This window comes from Mycobacterium sp. AMU20-3851 (assembly GCF_043974665.1).
Lineage (GTDB): Bacteria > Actinomycetota > Actinomycetes > Mycobacteriales > Mycobacteriaceae > Mycobacterium.
Map to the genome: position 1 here is coordinate 5,848,805 of NZ_CP146371.1, position 15,287 is coordinate 5,864,091.

The window sequence follows — 15,287 nt, forward strand, 5'->3', positions numbered from 1 at the left end:
TCAATCGCCGTCGTAGTAGAAGTCGGTATCGGTCTTGGCCTCGAACCACGCCCCCGAGGGCAGGAAGGTCATCAGCTCGTCCAGGGCCCGCTGCAGGTTGTCCTGGGTGCCGGCCAGGAAGCTGCCGAACAACTCGCCGTTCACCTTCCGCGGAATGGACACGATGCGGCCCTGTTGCGAGTCCAGCACCCCGGCCGCGACGTCGGCCTGGGTGAAGGTACCCCCGGAATGCCGTTCGGTGGCCGTGATCTCGACCCAGCTGCTCGGGTTGGCGGTCGCCTCGGCGTAGATCCGCGCCGACGCCGGCGCGATCCCGAACTGCGCCAACTGATTCGGCGTCCTCGACTCGGCGAGGCGGGCCGACACCCCGGTCATCGGCTCCACGTCGGCCGGTTCGGCCACCCCGAGCACCGCGGTCACCATGCCGGCCAGGCCGACCTGCGGCGCCACCCGCTGCAACACCAACAGGTCACCGTCGCGCGCGGCGATGACGTGCCGGTCACCCTTGCGGCACACCACGAAGCGGACCATCTTGCCGCCGGCGTCGCGGCGCCACCACCGGCCCTCGAGCATCCGGTCCGAGCGCGAGAGCGTATCGGACATCGCGGCGACCTCGGGATGCGGTTTGCCGAAAGCATCCAGCACACCCTGTTCGGTGAGATCGCGGGCCACCATGTCCCAGACCTTGTCCCGCAATTCCGGCTGCGGAATGTTCGGCCGGATGCCGAGCGCGGGCGGGAACTCCTCGAGCTGCAACCGGTCGGCGATCACCAACATGCCGTCGATGGTCACCTCGACCGCGACGACGTCGTCGAAATGCGTGGGCTCACCGTGCCCGGCGAACGAACTGGTCATCGGCTATGCCGCCCACGTGCCGCCGGACATGGCCGACCGGGCCGAAACTCCGAGTACAACCACTTCGCCCCCTAACACCACGTTGCCGGCTCGCCATGGCGAGTCGGCTGCCGGCTCCGGTTTCTTACCCCTGCCGACGACATTAGCAGCGCCACGGCACCCCCGGATGCACGAATTTGCGCCCGGGTCGGGCCGGCTTCCGGCTTTGCCGCCGCGGTTGCGGCGCGGTAGCGCCCGGCACCGGATAGCCGTGGTTGATACTGGTGCAGGCCGTAGTACGCCGACCCGACAGCACAGCAGGAGGCCCGCGGTGAGCGATCGCGACGACGCATTGCGCCGGGAAATGGGCTGGACCGGGCCGGCCGGGACCGACCACGAGCACCCCGAAGGGGGCGCCGATACCGGGCCCATCGCCTCGCAGCCACCGGGCTGGCCGCCACCGGGTCCACCCGCGGCACGTCCGCACGTTCCGGGGCCTCCGCCCCAGGGCGCCCGGCCCCCGGGCCCGCCACCCCATCCCGGCGGCGGGCACCACCCGATGCCGCCGGGGTCCTACGCCGATCGGATACCGGTGCGCGATCTGCTGCCCGAGCGACCGGTGCCGCCCGCCCGCGGCTGGCGGCGGCTGCTGTTCCGGGCGTCGTTCGGTCTGATCAATCCAGGGCCTTCGCCCGATGAGCTACGCCAGGCCGAGTTGCAGGCGCGGATACGCGGGGTGCTGCGCGGCCACTACAAGATCGGCGTCCTCGGCAAGGGGGGCGTCGGCAAGACAACGGTATCCGCCTGTGTCGGTTCGGTTTTCGCGGAGTTGCGACAGGAGGATCGGGTGGTGGCCATCGACGCGGACACTGCCTTCGGCAAGCTCGGCAGCCGAGTGGACCCGCGGGCCGTCGGCTCGTACTGGGAATTGGCCACCGATCAGCACCTGGAGACGTTCGCCGATATCCGCGGCCGGGTCGGCAACAACGCTGCCGGGCTCTTCGTGCTGGCCGGCGAGGGCACCCCGGCACGGCGCCGGGTACTCGACCCGGCCATCTACCGGGAGGCCACCTCGAGGCTGGACCGCTACTTCAGCATCTCCATCGTCGACTGCAGTTCCACCATGGACAGCCCGGTGACCCAGGAAGTACTCCGGGACCTCGACGCTCTGATCGTGGTCTCCTCGCCGTGGGTGGATGGCGCCGCCGCGGCCGGGCAGACGATGGACTGGCTGGCCAACCGCGGGCTCACCGGCCTGCTGCGACGCACCGTGGTGGTACTCAACGACTCCGACGGACACGCCGACAAGCGCACCCGCGGCATCCTGGCCCAACAGTTCGCCGGTCAGGGACAGACGGTCGTCGAGGTGCCGTTCGACGGTCAGCTGCGCCCCGGCGGGGTGATTGCCGGGACCACCGTGATGTCCACGCAGACCCGGCGCAAGTTCCTGGAGATTGCCGCCGCGCTGGCCGCCCACTTCCCGACCAATGCCGACCGGCACCGGGAACGGTTCTGAATCTGGTTCAGCGCCAGTCGATCTGATCGATGACCTGTTCGACATCGGCCACGTCGGCATCCGACAGTGGGTGTTCGGACTCCGCGGCGACGATGACGTCCTCGACGAGACCCGCGGCCTGGGCGGTTTCACCCACCGTCAGGTTCGCGCGCCGGCGCGCGGCGTAGAGCCGCTGCCCCAGGGTGGCGGTGGGTGCGGTCGCCGCGCGCATGGTCAGCTCGTCGATCCGGCGGCGCACCGTGCTCAGGGCCCGGATCAGCTCCGGGGTCACCTGGATGCGTGCGGCCCGGGAGGCGACCGCCTCGAGCTGGCGCAGATCGGCCAGGATCGCGGTTGCCCGCCCGGTGAAACCGGGGTCGACCGGCGCGGGCAGGGCCTCGACCGTGGCGCCGATCGTGTTGGCGGCGGTGGTCACCGCCTGGGCGATGAGCCCGACGTCGGCGGCGGGCTGGACCGCGGGGGCACCCGCCGCCGGGGCGCCCCGGACCGTTTCCCCGCGCCGGACCCGCTCGATGGTGCCCGCCGGCCACTGGAGGACTTCCTCCAATTTGGCCCGGGTGGCCTGGCGCGGCCAGCTGCGGCCCTTCTCGAAGGCGATCAGCGCACCGGCATTGATCACCCCGTCGGAGGCCAGGCTGCGCTGGCTGATGTTGAGTTCGCGGCGACGGGCCGCCGCGGCGGCCCCGGCCCGCACCATGCCGGCGTCGGCTTCGACCACGCGCGGCACCTCCTGAACCGAGACTCAGACGCTGAAGATCCTAGCCAAACCTGGAGCACTGCTATGGCTTGGGGCAGACGTACACCCCGTGGATCACCGTCCAAAACCGTATCAATGCGATGCCGTAAAAGCTGCGCACTCGCGGGCTCCGACACACAGACGACCTCGTCGATCATGATTATGCGGGTAAGCCACGGCGAGTCTCGCGATGGTGCGCTACGGAAGGTCGCCGATCAAACTGTTGCATCGCTACGGTTTGTGTTCTACATTCGTCTGCAACGCGGCAGTCCCGCCGCCGCACACGGGGAGACACACCATGAACGCACTGGGGATGGATGGCCTGCCGATCGGCGAATGCACCCGCGATCCGGATCTGTGGACCAACACCGCCGACGAGCAGGCCAAGGCGATCTGCCGGGCATGCCCGCGGCGCTGGCCCTGCGCACGGGAGGCCTGCGAGCTGCCCCGCGCGGAAGGAGTCTGGGCCGGGATATCGGTGCCGGAGTCCGGCCGGGGACGCACCTTCGCGCTTCGGCAGCTGCGCTCGCTGGCCGAACGCAACGGCTATCCGGTGCGCATGCGGCGGCTCTTCTTGGAGTCCGCCTAAGTACGGGTCGCCCTCGCTGCCGTTTTTCGAGGGGCCGGCAGCGAGGGCGGCACCCCACCGTCAGACAGACCGGACCAGCTCAGACCTTCGCGATGAAATCCGAGGTGTAGACCTCGGCGGGCAGCTGCGAGTACGGGTCGGGACGTTCGACCGAGACCCACACTCCGGTGGTGGACGAATCGATCGGGGTCGTCACCGTCACCGACATCGCGCCCGCGGCGTCGGTACGCACACCGATCGGAGCGACGCCGCAGTCCGCGGATCCGCGCGGCATGGTGAACACCTTCACGTAGTAATCGGTGTTCGGCACCGCGGTCAGCAGTTGCACGTCGATGGTGACCGAATCCGCCGTGGCCGGATGCACGTAGGCCACCGCGCGGGCGTAACCGGTCCGCCAGGTGCGCTCGGAGACGCTGTAATCACAGGCCCGCACGATGCTGGTCATGGGCATGACCGCGGCCCCCTCGGGAGCCGCGGCGGCAGTCCCGGCGCCGGCCACCGTCAGCCCGGCCGATGCGGCGATCAGCCCCGCAACCAGCACACTCGCGCCCCGACGCGCCATCGTCGTCAACCCTCCAGAAGCTGTTAGTCCATCGAATCGTACCTTCCCGTAACGTCAATTTTGACGGTCGCCGAGGGTGGTGCTGCTCACTACGCACCCCTCGGAATAGTTCCGGCCGGTTGTCCGTTGAGAAGTCCGACGGTGCCGGTCATGCCCCGGGGACCACTCAGAGAACCGTCGCTGCGAGCGACCACTTGCGCCAGAGGCGTCATGCCGGCACCGTCCCCCGGTCTACTATCGTCAGGGTGAGCAACGTCGATCCCGCCCCCGACGAAGTCGATTGTCGGGCATCGCGTTTCACCGGTGTACTGCCCGCCCGCGAAGTTCCGCTCGGCGGCCCGAGGGCGATGCCGGTACGCCGGACCCTGCCCGCCAAACAACGGTCGATGATCGGCGCGTGGTGCTTCGCCGACCACTACGGACCCCGGGACGTCCGCGCCGGCGGCGGGATGGATGTGCCGCCGCACCCGCACACCGGATTGCAAACCGTCAGTTGGCTTTTCGAGGGCGAGATCGAACACCGCGACAGCAACGGCGTGCACGCGATGGTGCGCCCCGGCGAGCTCAACCTGATGACCGCCGGCGCCGGCATCTGCCACTCCGAGGTGTCCACGCCGGCCGCGGCCACGCTGCACGGTGTGCAACTCTGGGTCGCCCTGCCGGACACCGACCGTCACACCGCCCGCGATTTCGCGCACTACGCGCCGGGGATCGCCGACGTCGGCGGCGCCACCCTGCGGGTGTTCCTCGGCGAGCTGGCCGGCAGCCGGTCCCCGGTGCACACTTTCACCCCGCTGCTGGGTGCCCAGCTCGATGTGGCGCCGCACGCCGTCGTCTCCCTGGATGTGGACCCCACCTTCGAACACGGGCTACTTCTCGACGACGGCAACGTCGAGTTCGGTGGCACCGCTCTGAACCGCGGCGATCTGGCGTATCAGTCCCCCGGCTTCGACCGCCTCGAGATCGTCAACCGCGGTGCCGCGCCGGCCCGGATGATCCTGCTGGGCGGGCCGCCGTTCGCCGAGGCGCTGCTGATGTGGTGGAACTTCGTCGGCCGCACCCACGACGAGATCGCCGAATACCGCGGTCTGTGGCAGGCCGGGGACGACAGATTCGGCGCCGTCACCGGGTATCGGGGCGCGGTCCCCCGACTGCCCGCACCGGCGTTACCCAACGCTAGGCTCAAACCTCGTGGCCGATAAGCACACCGACAAGACCGGCGCGCAGGCGATCGTGCGTGCCGGCGAGGACCAGTTCACCATCTCGGTCGAAGGCAGGCAGGTGGGCCTGATCGACTTCTATGACCAAGACGGCGTGCGCACCTTCACCCACACCGAGGTCGACCCCGCGTTCGGCGGGCGTGGCCTGGCCACCATCCTGGTGGCCGACGCGCTCGCGGCGGCCCGCGAATCGGGCCTGCGGATCGCCTCGCACTGCTCGATGGTCACCCAGTACATCGCCAAACACCCCGAGTACCAAGGGTGAGCACGACACCGACGGCCTACTTCTTCGCCGACGGTGACACCTTCGTCCCCACCGATATCGCCCAGGGTCCGTGGGGCGCGACCATCAGCGGAAACGTGCTGGGCGGATTGCTGGGATTCGTCCTCGACCGCGAGCACGGTGACCCCGCATTCCAGCCCGCCAGGCTGACGGTCGACCTGTTCCGCCCGGCGGCACTGGCTCCGCTGGCCGTGCGTACCGAAACGGTGCGCGCCGGACGTCGCATCAAAGTCGTTGACGCCCATGCCATCCAGGACGGGGCGCTGGTCGCCCGCGCCAGCGTGGTGCTGCTGCGCCGCGGCCCGGCCGGACCCACCGACATCTGGACCTCACCGATGCCCATCCCGGACCCGCCCGGGGAAGACCACGTCGGCGGCGGTACGCCGATGGAGTTGGTCGCCCACGGCGCGGGCAGCAGCATCGATCTGAGCGCCTGGCGGTACACCGGGCCCAAGCACATCTGGGTGCACAACGTCACCCCGCTGGTCGGCGGCGAACCGATGACGCCGTTCACCCGGGCCGCCATGGCCGGCGACGTGGTGAGCTCACTGACCAATTTCGGACCCGAGGGCCTGGCCTACATCAATGCCGACTACACGCTGACGCTGAGCCGGCTACCGGTGAGCACCGACATCGGCCTGTCCGCGCTCACCCATTACAGCGACGCCGGGGTGGCCACCGGAAGCGCGACACTGTTCGACCGGTCCGGCCCGATCGGCAGCGGGATGGCCACCGCGCTACTGAGCCCGGGATTCGCGCCCCGGGATCACTGACCGAGGTACTGCGCGGTGTTGCCGCCGACCGGCATCTCGGGCATGCCCAGCTTGCGGTGGTCCCAGCTGCGGGTGCGGCCCGGGATCACCCGGACACACACCCGATTGTTCATCATCTGCTCGACGAACGGCTTCATCTCGTCGGTGTAGGGGCCGGTGTAGCGCTCCCAGACGCTGATGCCGACCCGCAGGTTGGTCTCCGGGTCGTCGATGATCTCCGCGGTGCCGTCGATGGACACCCCGCGCAGCGTGTCGTAGGTGAGGCCGTCCTCGATCATCACGGTGATGGTGGGATCGCGGCGCAGGTTGACCGCCTTCTGCGATTTCGCCTTGGTCTCGAACCAGATCTCACCGTCGATCAGCGCGTACCACATGGCCACCAGATGGGGCCGGCCGTCGGGCAGCACCGTCGCCATGGTGGCGGTGCGGCTGCGCTCGATGAACTCGGCGATCTCGTCATCGGACATCACGATCTTGGCGCGCTGGTTGGTTCCCATCATCAATCTTTATCAGGCTGTCGCCGCAGTGACCGTCACCGGGATGCCGTTGAGCCGTCGCCCGACGGCTCCGTCCAGCAAGGTGGGCAGGGACAGGATGTCGGTGTCCGAGCTGGTGCTCAACGGGGTGCTGCGGCGGCCGCGAGTGTCTCGGCGGCCGGACCGAACATCGTCGTCTTGATCGCCCCGAGGGTGCCCGGGTCCTTTCCGGCCAAGGGCCGCAACAAGCCCAGCGCGGCGGTGGTGACCCCTCCGTCTTCAGCGACGGCGTCCACGATCCCGTACGTCTGGGCCTCCGGCCCGCCGAACCGGCGCGCAGTGGTCATCGACGCGACGGCCGCCTGCGGTGTCAGCTTGGCTTGGATCAGCGCAGCCATGCCGGGCGTGAACGGGATCCGGATGTCGGCTTCGGGGAAACAGAAGTATCCGCGGTCGGTGCGCATGACCCGGAAGTCGTGGGCGGTGGCGAGCATCGCCCCGGCCCCGAAGGCGTGCCCGACGATGGCGGCAACGGTCAGGATCGGCAGGGTGAGCACGCGTGCCAGTAGCGTCTGCACCTGCCCGACGTACCACTGGGTCCGCTCACCGTTGGCGGCCAGCCAGTCCAGGTCCAGGCCGTTGGTGTAGAACTTGCCGGTCGCGGTGGTGACCAGACCTGTTGCCCCGTCGGCCAGAACCTGGTCGAGCAGTGCGTGCACGGTCTCCAGGAAGTCGGGGGTGAAGCGGTTCTCATCATCGCCGAGGGTGAGACCGGCAATGCCGTCCACCTGGTCCAGGGTCGGGGTCATCGGTGCTTTTCCTTTCGCGGGGGAGGTCCGTGGTCGAGCACCGCGCGCACGGCGGCGCGCAGCTGGGCACGGGCGGACGGGTCGTGCAGCCGGTTGCGGCTGAGCAGGATCGCGGTGGGCAGATCGACGATGCAGATGGTGATGGTGTCCACCGCGGCGGCGTCGCGGCGCCCCCACAGCTGCTCGGCGAGCTCGATCATCACCTGCACCAGTAGGGCGTCGAGACCGAACAGCTCAGCGGTGAGCTGCTCCGACAGCTCGTGTCCGAGGATCTCCTCGCGCCGCACCGTGAGAACCAGCCGTGCCGATCCCGGGTGTCGCGCGGCGAACTCGGCCGGGGCCTCAGCCGCGGCCACCACCTTCTCGACACCGGACGCGGAGCCGACAGCCTCGCGCTGCAGGGCCAGGAATCGGGTGCCGGCTCGCATCCAGGCGCGGCCCATCAGCTCCGAGCGTGACGAGAAGTTGTGGTAGAGCGCGCCGTTGGACAGTCCGGCGGCCGAGGCAACGGCCCGCACGGTCACTGCCGCGTGGCCCTGGGCAGCCACCAGGCCTTCCACCGCGTCAAGCACGGCGTCCAGGTCGTACACACGAGGGCGGGGCACCGCACGACCGTAACAGAGCAATCGCTCTGTTACAAAGAGCTGGTACGCATCGCCGTGCGGCACCGGCTAACCTGCGGTACATGAGCGCAGGGCTGTTCGGACTCCTCGACGACGTCGCCATGCTGGCCCGCCTGGCGGCGGCCTCGATCGACGACGTCGGCGCCGCGGCGGGCAAGGCCACCGTGAAGGCCGCGGGCGTCGTCATCGACGACACCGCGGTGACGCCGCAGTACGTGCAGGGCATCAGTGCCTCGCGCGAGCTGCCGATGATCAAACGCATCGCGATCGGTTCGCTGCGCAACAAGCTGGTGTTCATCCTGCCCGCGGCGCTGCTGCTGAGCATCTTCGCGCCGTGGGCACTGCCCTACCTGCTGATGGCGGGCGCGACGTTCCTCTGCTTCGAGGGCGCAGAGAAGGTATGGGGCTGGATCTCCGGCGAAGACGGGCACGCCGCGCCGGCCGCGGTCGCGGGCGGGGACGTCGAAAAGACCATGACCTCCAGCGCCATCCGCACCGACTTCATCCTGTCCGCCGAGATCATGGTGATCGCGCTCAACGAGGTCGCCGACCAGACCTTCTGGATGCGACTGGCCAGCCTGATCGTCGTCGCCATCGTCATCACCGCTGCGGTGTACGGCGTGGTGGCGCTGATCGTGAAGATGGACGACGCCGGCCTGGCACTGGCGCAGCGGTCGTCGGCCTTCGCGCAGAAATTCGGCCGCGGACTGGTGTCCGCGATGCCCAAGGTGCTCTCCGCACTGTCGATCATCGGCACCGTGGCGATGCTCTGGGTGGGTGGGCACATCCTGCTCGCGCAGAGCTACGAGGCCGGCCTGCGGCCGCCGTATGACCTGGTGCACGACGCCGAGCACTGGGTGGCGCACGCCGTGGGCTTCGCCGAGGGCGGTATCGGCTGGGTCGTCAACACCGGCATCTCGGCGGTTCTCGGACTGGCCGTCGGTGCCGTGGTCGCGGTGATCGTGCACCTGCTGCCGTTCGGCAAGAAGCACTGACCGACCCCCGAACCACATCCAGGCCGGCCCCCGAGGGGACCGGCCTGGAATGAGGGCTGCAGATTAGTCCAGATCGAACCGGTCGGCGTTGGCGAGCTTGGCCCAGGCGGCGACGAAGTCGTTGACGAACTTCGCCTCCGCACCGTTCTCGGCATAGACCTCGGCCCAGGCCCGCAGCTGCGAGTTGGAGCCGAACGCCAGATCGTTACGGGTACCGGTGTACTTCTGCGCACCGGAGGCCCGGTCGACGCCGACGTAGGTGCCGTCGTCGGCCGGTGCCGGCTTCCACTCGGTGGCCATGTCCAGCAGGTTGACGAAGAAGTCGTTCGTCAACGCGCCGGGACGGTCGGTGAACACACCGTGCTTGGTGCCGCCGTAGTTGGTGTCGAGCACCCGCAGACCGCCGACCAGAGCGGTGAGCTCCGGGCCGGAGATGTTCAGCAGGTTGGCGCGGTCGACCAGGTAGAACTCCGCGGGCAGGCGCAGGCCCTTGCCCAGGAAGTTGCGGAACCCGTCGATCTTGGGCTCCAGGTAGGAGAACGACTCCACGTCGGTCTGCTCCTGGGTGGCGTCGCCACGACCCGAGGTGAACGGCACGGTGACATCGTGGCCCGCGGCCTTGGCGGCGGTCTCGATGCCGACGTTGCCGGCCAGCACCACCAGGTCGGCGAAGGACACGCCGGTGCCCGACGCCGCCTGGATCTCCTCCAGCTTGGCGATGACCTGAGCCAGCTCGTCGGGTTCGTTGACCTCCCAGCCCAGCTGCGGCTGCAGGCGCAGGTGCCCGCCGTTGGCGCCGCCGCGCTTGTCGCTGTCGCGGAAGGTCGAGATGGCCTTCCATGCGGTCGAAACCAGCTGCGAGACAGTCAGACCCGAGTCGGCGATGGCTGCCTTGAGCTTGGCGACCTCGTCGTCGGACAGGGTCTTGCCCGCCGGGACGATGTCCTGCCACAGCCAGGTCTGGCTGGGCACCTCGGGCCCGAGGTATCGCTCGACCGGGCCCATGTCGCGGTGCAGCAGCTTGAACCAGGCCTTGGCGAACTCCTCGGCCAGCTCCTCGGGGTGATCCAGCCAGCGCTTGGTGATCTCGCCGTAGATCGGGTCGAAACGCAGCGCCAGGTCGGAGGTCAGCATCGACGGGTGGGTCTTGCCGGCGCCGTGCGCCTCGGGCACCGAGTTGGCCCAGCCGTTGTCCTTGGGCCGCCACTGGTTGGCGCCGGCCGGGCTCTTGAACAGCTCCCAGTCGTTGCCGTACAGGATCTCCAGGAAGCTGTTGTCCCACTTGGTGGGCGTGTGCGTCCAGGTGACCTCCAGGCCCGAGGACACCGTGTCGTTGCCGTGGCCGGTGCCCTGCGGGTTGTGCCAGCCCAGACCCTGCAGCGTCAGGTCCGCCGCCTCGGGCTCGGGGCCGACGAGTTCGGCGTCGCCGTTGCCGTGGGTCTTACCGAAGGTGTGGCCACCGACGATCAGGGCCGCGGTCTCGATGTCGTTCATCGCCATCCGGCCGAAGGTGTCGCGGATGTCGGCGGCCGAGGCCAGCGGATCCGGATTGCCGTTGGGGCCTTCGGGGTTGACGTAGATCAGGCCCATCTGGACCGCGGCCAGCGGGTTCTCCAGATCGCGCTCACCGGTGTAGCGCTTGTCGTCGAGCCATTCCTGCTCGGGGCCCCAGTAGACGTCCTCCTCCGGCTCCCAGCGATCCTCGCGGCCGAACGCGAAACCGGCGGTGCGGAATCCCATATCCTCCAGGGCAACGTTGCCGGCGTAGACCAGCAGGTCGGCCCAGGACAGGTTCTGGCCGTACTTCTGCTTGACCGGCCACAGCAGGCGGCGGGCCTTGTCCAGGTTGACGTTGTCGGGCCAGCTGTTCAACGGGGCGAAGCGCTGCATGCCGGTGCCCGCGCCACCACGGCCGTCCTGCACGCGGTAGGTGCCCGCGGCGTGCCAGCTCATCCGGATGAAGAACGGGCCGTAGTGCCCGAAGTCCGCCGGCCACCAGTCCTGCGAGGTCCGCATGACCTCGACGATGTCGGCGCGCAGCGCGGCGACATCGAGCGACTTCACGGCCTCGCGGTAGTCGAAGCCCGGGTTTGGGTTGATGACCTCGGGGTTCTTCTGCAGGATCTTCAGGTTCAGCTGGTCGGGCCACCAATCGCGGTTGCCACCACCGGCGACGGGAGGCTTGACCTTGCCGAAACCGGCCGGGCAACCACCCTCGGTCTGATCGGTCTGTGCTTCACCGATCGGCGGGGTCTCTTCGATGGGACGATCGTCAGTCAATTTATGGATCCTCTCCGGGGCTGACGGACTGGTTTTCTTACTTCGAACCGGTTTGCGGCTGAAATTCTTGTGCGGTAGCACAATCGGGGCACAGGCCCCAGTAGATGACCTCGGCTTCGTCGATCGTGAAGCCGAGATCGTCGGAGGCGGTCAGGCAGGGCGCCGCCCCGACCGCGCAATCGACATCGGCGATCACCCCACACGCCCGGCACACGACGTGGTGGTGGTTGTCCCCGACCCGCGACTCGTAGCGGGCCACCGAACCGGACGGTTGGATGCGACGCACCAGGCCGGCCGCCGTCAACGCATTGAGCGAGTCGTAGACGGTCTGATGCGACACGTCGGGCAGTTCGGTGCGCACCGCGCGGATCACCGCATCGGTATCGGCATGCGGGTGCGCGGCGACCGCGCCGAGCACCGCCAGCCGGGGTCGCGTCACGCGTAGCGAGGCTTCCCGCAGCATCTGCTGAAAGTCCGCTGTCGTGGTCACGCAGCCAGTATGCCCGCTTTCTGGAATTAGTCAAGATAAGCAGCGGGGCGTGTCCGGAGCGTGGAACGAATCGTAACCGGCCTCCCCGGAACGGATCTCGAAGGCGAGCGGTGCCGCCGGTACCCGGCGGGCTTAAGGTTGCGGGCATGTTCGGTCTCCGACGCGCGCTGCGCGCCACCCTGTTGGTCGTCCTGGCGATGGCACTCACCGTCCCCGCCATCGCGCACGCCGCCGCGCCGAACTGGTCCGGTCTGGACGCCCGGTTCTACAGCGGACCGATCCCCGCGGCCGGCACGTTGATCGACACCGTGCCGCTGGCACCGGAACTGTCCGTCGCCGGTGCCGGTGCGGCCTACCGCATCCTGTATTCGACCACCGACCAGCACGACGCGCCCGCGGTGAGCACCGCGGCGGTGTTCGTCCCGCACGCTCCCGCACCGGCCGGCGGCTACCCGGTGCTCGCCTGGGCCCACGGCACCGTCGGTCTGGGTGACGACTGCACGCCGTCGGCGTTGCCGCGCACCCCCCGCGACAACGAATACCTCACGCACTGGCTGGACCAGGGTTACCTGATCGTCGCCAGTGACTACGCCGGACTCGGCACCCCCGGCCTGATGAGCTATCTCAACAGCGTCAGCACCGCGCACGGCGTCATCGACTCGGTGATCGCCGCGCATCAGATGGACCTCGCGCTGTCTCCGAAGTGGGGGATCGTCGGACAGTCCCAGGGCGGTGGCGCGGCAGTGGCCAGTGCGCGCTGGGCAACCGAATTCAGCCAGGGCAGCGGACTGGACTACCGCGGTGTGGTCGCCACCGGCACCCCGGCGAACATTCAGAAGTTCGTCGCGCAGGCCGGCCCGAACCTGCAGCTCCCCGAGTTGGGTCCGGTCGCCAACGCCTACACCGCCTACATCCTGGCGGCGCTGCGGGAGGCCCGGCCCGATCTCGACATCGACCGGGTGCTCTCCCCCGCCGGCCTGAACGCCGCGGCCCGCGCCGAAACAGTGTGCGTGCACCCGCTCACCGACGAGCTGGCCCACCTGAGCCCGGCCGCCATGTTCGATGCGCCGCTGAACTCCATTCCGGGGATCGCCGAGGCGCTCGACGAGTTCATGGGGACCCCGGTGTCCGGATACGACCGGCCGATCTTCCTCGGCGTGGGTCTGCTGGACCGGGACGTGCCGCCGGCATCGACGCTGACGTTCTACGAGCAACTGGTCGCCAACAACCAGAACGTCGAGCTACGGATCTACCCCGAGGAGGACCACAGCGGTACGGTGCTGGCCTCGCTGGTCGATTCGACGCCGTTCCTGCGCAACGCCTTCGGCTAAGGTTCGCCGACCAGGAAGCGAGCGTCGACGGTCGCCGTGACCTCGATGTCCTCCGGGAGCAGCTCGACGTCACCGCCCCCACCCGCGGCGGCCGCCGCACGCAGGAACGTGGCGCCGCCACCGCCTTCGGGTTGCAGTGCCGCGCCGAGCATCCCGGCGTCGGCGATGGCCACCGGCCGCACCGTGCCGAGGTCCAGCGCGTCGGCGTACTGCTGCGCACGGGCCACCGCGTCACGCACCGCGCGGGTCCGCGCATCCGCGGTCAGGGTCTCCCGCCGGACCGCGGTGAGCGTCCAGTTGACCGCTGCCACATGGAATCCCCCGGTGTTGGCGATGTGCTCGCCGACCCACTGCGACAGCACACCGAAATCACGGAACTTCACCTCGACATTCACGCTCGCGTGGTGCACCAGCGGTAGCTGCTTACCGTCCTTGTGCCAGGGCCGTCGCGACCAGGTGCGCAACTGCTCGGCCGACCACCACGTCACCGGTGCCGGATCACCGCTCTGCAGGCGGGTGACCGAGGCCTTCACCGCGCCGAAATCATGGGCCACCCGGTCGTAGACCGAGCCCATGTCCGGTCCCTCGTAGGCGATGCCGGCGCGCACGGTCCCGCGCTCGGGCGGATGAAAGGCGGAGAACGCGCCCCGCACCGTGATCTCGGTCGGCATCAAATCAGCCTAACCGCGCGCCGAGATGTTGCTGGGTTTCGGCCGAGAAACCAGCTGGCCATCGCCGAGCGGTTTCGGTAGGAATAGAGATCAGTTTGCCAGTGGGCGGCGAGGGTGAGGTGGGCGTGCCGGTTCTGAACACGCTGCTGCGCCGGCGCATGCTGGTCATCTATCTGATCACCGTGCTGGTGCTGTACGCCGTGGCGATCGCCGCCGCGTCCGGGCGATCCGATGTGTGGGGCGAATGGGTGGCCGTGGCCCTGAGCGCGGTCGGACTTCTGGCAGCTCTGCCCCGCCCGTTGTGCGGCTGGCGCTACACGGTGGCGTTGGCCTGCGCATGCCTGGTTCCGCTGGCCCCCGTACTGGGTCACCGGGAACTCGCCGCGCAGGTGTGGGCCTTGATCCCGGTCATCATGATGGCGGTGTTCATCAGGGGCTGGCACCGGCCCGCCACCGCGCGCCTGCTCGCCGTGTTGCTGGCCGGGGCCCTCGCCCTGTGCCTGTGGGTCGCGCCGGCGCCCGCGCCGGCGCTCTGGTACGTCCTGTTCCCGGTCTGCGTCCTGGGCAGCGCGGAAGTGATGGGGCTGTTGCTCTCCGCCCTGATCGAGGCCGCCCTGCGTGATCCGCTGACGACGGTGTGGAACCGTGCCGGGCTGAACCGCGAACTCGACGAGTTGCTGCCGCGCGCTCGGCGGCGTGGCGAGTCGCTCGCGGTGATCGTGCTGGACGTCGACGATTTCAAGTCCGTGAACGACCGCGACGGACACGCGGCGGGAGACAGCGTCCTGATCCAGCTGACCCGCCGCTGGACCCGCCAACTGCCACCGTCGGCGGTCATCGGCCGGCTCGGCGGTGACGAGTTCGTGGCCGTCTTGACCGGGCGCACCGAGAGCGCGGCCCGGGCGGTGGCCGATACCCTCAGCGGGAGCGGGCCCGTGCAGGTCAGCACCGGCGTCGCGGTGGGGTCCGGAACCGCTGCCGGCTCGTTCCCCCGGCTGCTCACCGAAGCGGACCGCGACCTGTACCGGCAGAAGAATCTGCGTAAGAACATCACCTCGCCCGGGGGCGATCCGCAGGCCCCCTCGCGCTGAGCGTGTGA

At 69.2% G+C, this 15,287-nt stretch carries 17 protein-coding genes; 8 read left to right on the forward strand and 9 right to left on the reverse strand.

What is annotated here, in order from left to right; all coding sequences use genetic code 11:
• Positions 1-855, reverse strand: coding sequence for an ESX secretion-associated protein EspG (locus V4U86_RS28050; protein ID WP_395309090.1), 855 nt, complete (start codon positions 853-855; stop codon positions 1-3).
• A gap of 310 nt (positions 856-1,165) precedes the next feature.
• Here V4U86_RS28050 and V4U86_RS28055 point away from each other — a divergent pair, with 310 nt between their 5' ends.
• Complete coding sequence (locus tag V4U86_RS28055) at positions 1,166-2,350, forward strand: MinD/ParA family ATP-binding protein (protein WP_395309091.1); 1,185 nt, start codon at positions 1,166-1,168, stop codon at positions 2,348-2,350.
• Positions 2,351-2,357: 7 nt separating this feature from the next.
• On the opposite strand, the gene V4U86_RS28060 is transcribed toward V4U86_RS28055, so the two are convergent.
• Positions 2,358-3,047, reverse strand: a complete 690-nt coding sequence (locus V4U86_RS28060) for a transcriptional regulator (RefSeq protein ID WP_395312245.1) — start codon at positions 3,045-3,047, stop codon at positions 2,358-2,360.
• A 337-nt stretch (positions 3,048-3,384) separates the two neighbouring features.
• Between V4U86_RS28060 and V4U86_RS28065 the strand changes: the two genes are divergently transcribed.
• Complete coding sequence (locus V4U86_RS28065; protein WP_395309092.1) at positions 3,385-3,675, forward strand: WhiB family transcriptional regulator; 291 nt, start codon at positions 3,385-3,387, stop codon at positions 3,673-3,675.
• A gap of 79 nt (positions 3,676-3,754) precedes the next feature.
• On the opposite strand, the gene V4U86_RS28070 is transcribed toward V4U86_RS28065, so the two are convergent.
• Positions 3,755-4,237 (reverse strand): hypothetical protein, encoded by a 483-nt coding sequence (locus V4U86_RS28070; protein ID WP_395309093.1) that lies wholly within the window; start codon positions 4,235-4,237, stop codon positions 3,755-3,757.
• Positions 4,238-4,482: 245 nt separating this feature from the next.
• On the opposite strand from V4U86_RS28070, the gene V4U86_RS28075 reads away from it, so the two are divergent.
• Genes V4U86_RS28075 through V4U86_RS28085 form a run of 3 tightly spaced genes read left to right on the forward strand, consistent with a single transcriptional unit; the run spans position 4,483 to position 6,513 of the window.
• Complete coding sequence (locus V4U86_RS28075) at positions 4,483-5,439, forward strand: pirin family protein (protein WP_395309094.1); 957 nt, start codon at positions 4,483-4,485, stop codon at positions 5,437-5,439.
• Positions 5,429-5,722, forward strand: coding sequence for a GNAT family N-acetyltransferase (locus V4U86_RS28080; protein ID WP_395309095.1), 294 nt, complete (start codon positions 5,429-5,431; stop codon positions 5,720-5,722). Before V4U86_RS28075 ends, V4U86_RS28080 begins: the two co-directional genes overlap by 11 nt.
• Positions 5,719-6,513, forward strand: coding sequence for a thioesterase family protein (locus V4U86_RS28085; RefSeq protein ID WP_395309096.1), 795 nt, complete (start codon positions 5,719-5,721; stop codon positions 6,511-6,513). Before V4U86_RS28080 ends, V4U86_RS28085 begins: the two co-directional genes overlap by 4 nt.
• On the opposite strand, the gene V4U86_RS28090 is transcribed toward V4U86_RS28085, so the two are convergent.
• From V4U86_RS28090 to V4U86_RS28100, 3 genes are all read right to left on the reverse strand, one after another.
• Positions 6,507-7,010, reverse strand: coding sequence for a pyridoxamine 5'-phosphate oxidase family protein (locus V4U86_RS28090; protein WP_395309097.1), 504 nt, complete (start codon positions 7,008-7,010; stop codon positions 6,507-6,509). The two genes, V4U86_RS28085 and V4U86_RS28090, sit on opposite strands and share 7 nt — an antisense overlap.
• A 119-nt stretch (positions 7,011-7,129) precedes the next feature.
• Positions 7,130-7,798 (reverse strand): enoyl-CoA hydratase-related protein, encoded by a 669-nt coding sequence (locus V4U86_RS28095; protein ID WP_395309098.1) that lies wholly within the window; start codon positions 7,796-7,798, stop codon positions 7,130-7,132.
• Entirely contained in the window at positions 7,795-8,403 is a 609-nt protein-coding gene (locus V4U86_RS28100) for a TetR/AcrR family transcriptional regulator (protein ID WP_395309099.1), read from the reverse strand. The genes V4U86_RS28095 and V4U86_RS28100 overlap by 4 nt, the downstream gene beginning before the upstream one ends.
• Positions 8,404-8,483: 80 nt before the next feature.
• Here V4U86_RS28100 and V4U86_RS28105 point away from each other — a divergent pair, with 80 nt between their 5' ends.
• A complete protein-coding gene (locus V4U86_RS28105) occupies positions 8,484-9,416 on the forward strand; it encodes a DUF808 domain-containing protein (protein ID WP_395309100.1) in 933 nt (310 codons plus the stop codon).
• Positions 9,417-9,479: 63 nt separating this feature from the next.
• Here the strand turns inward: V4U86_RS28105 and katG are convergent, their stop codons facing one another.
• Together katG and V4U86_RS28115 are read right to left on the reverse strand one after the other, a co-directional pair.
• Positions 9,480-11,696 (reverse strand): catalase/peroxidase HPI, encoded by a 2,217-nt coding sequence (gene katG, locus V4U86_RS28110; protein WP_395309101.1) that lies wholly within the window; start codon positions 11,694-11,696, stop codon positions 9,480-9,482.
• Between the two features lie 37 nt (positions 11,697-11,733).
• The gene (locus tag V4U86_RS28115; protein ID WP_395312246.1) at positions 11,734-12,159 is read right to left on the reverse strand and encodes a Fur family transcriptional regulator; all 426 of its coding nucleotides are present in this window, start codon (positions 12,157-12,159) and stop codon (positions 11,734-11,736) included.
• A 173-nt stretch (positions 12,160-12,332) separates the two neighbouring features.
• Between V4U86_RS28115 and V4U86_RS28120 the strand changes: the two genes are divergently transcribed.
• Positions 12,333-13,517 carry an alpha/beta hydrolase family protein gene (locus tag V4U86_RS28120; RefSeq protein ID WP_395309102.1) on the forward strand — a complete coding sequence of 395 codons (1,185 nt, stop codon included), beginning with the start codon at positions 12,333-12,335 and terminating at the stop codon, positions 13,515-13,517.
• Here V4U86_RS28120 and V4U86_RS28125 read toward each other — a convergent pair.
• Positions 13,514-14,188 carry an SIMPL domain-containing protein gene (locus V4U86_RS28125; protein WP_395309103.1) on the reverse strand — a complete coding sequence of 225 codons (675 nt, stop codon included), beginning with the start codon at positions 14,186-14,188 and terminating at the stop codon, positions 13,514-13,516. The two genes, V4U86_RS28120 and V4U86_RS28125, sit on opposite strands and share 4 nt — an antisense overlap.
• Positions 14,189-14,313: 125 nt before the next feature.
• Between V4U86_RS28125 and V4U86_RS28130 the strand changes: the two genes are divergently transcribed.
• Positions 14,314-15,279 (forward strand): GGDEF domain-containing protein, encoded by a 966-nt coding sequence (locus tag V4U86_RS28130; protein ID WP_395309104.1) that lies wholly within the window; start codon positions 14,314-14,316, stop codon positions 15,277-15,279.
• Positions 15,280-15,287 lie beyond the last annotated feature (8 nt).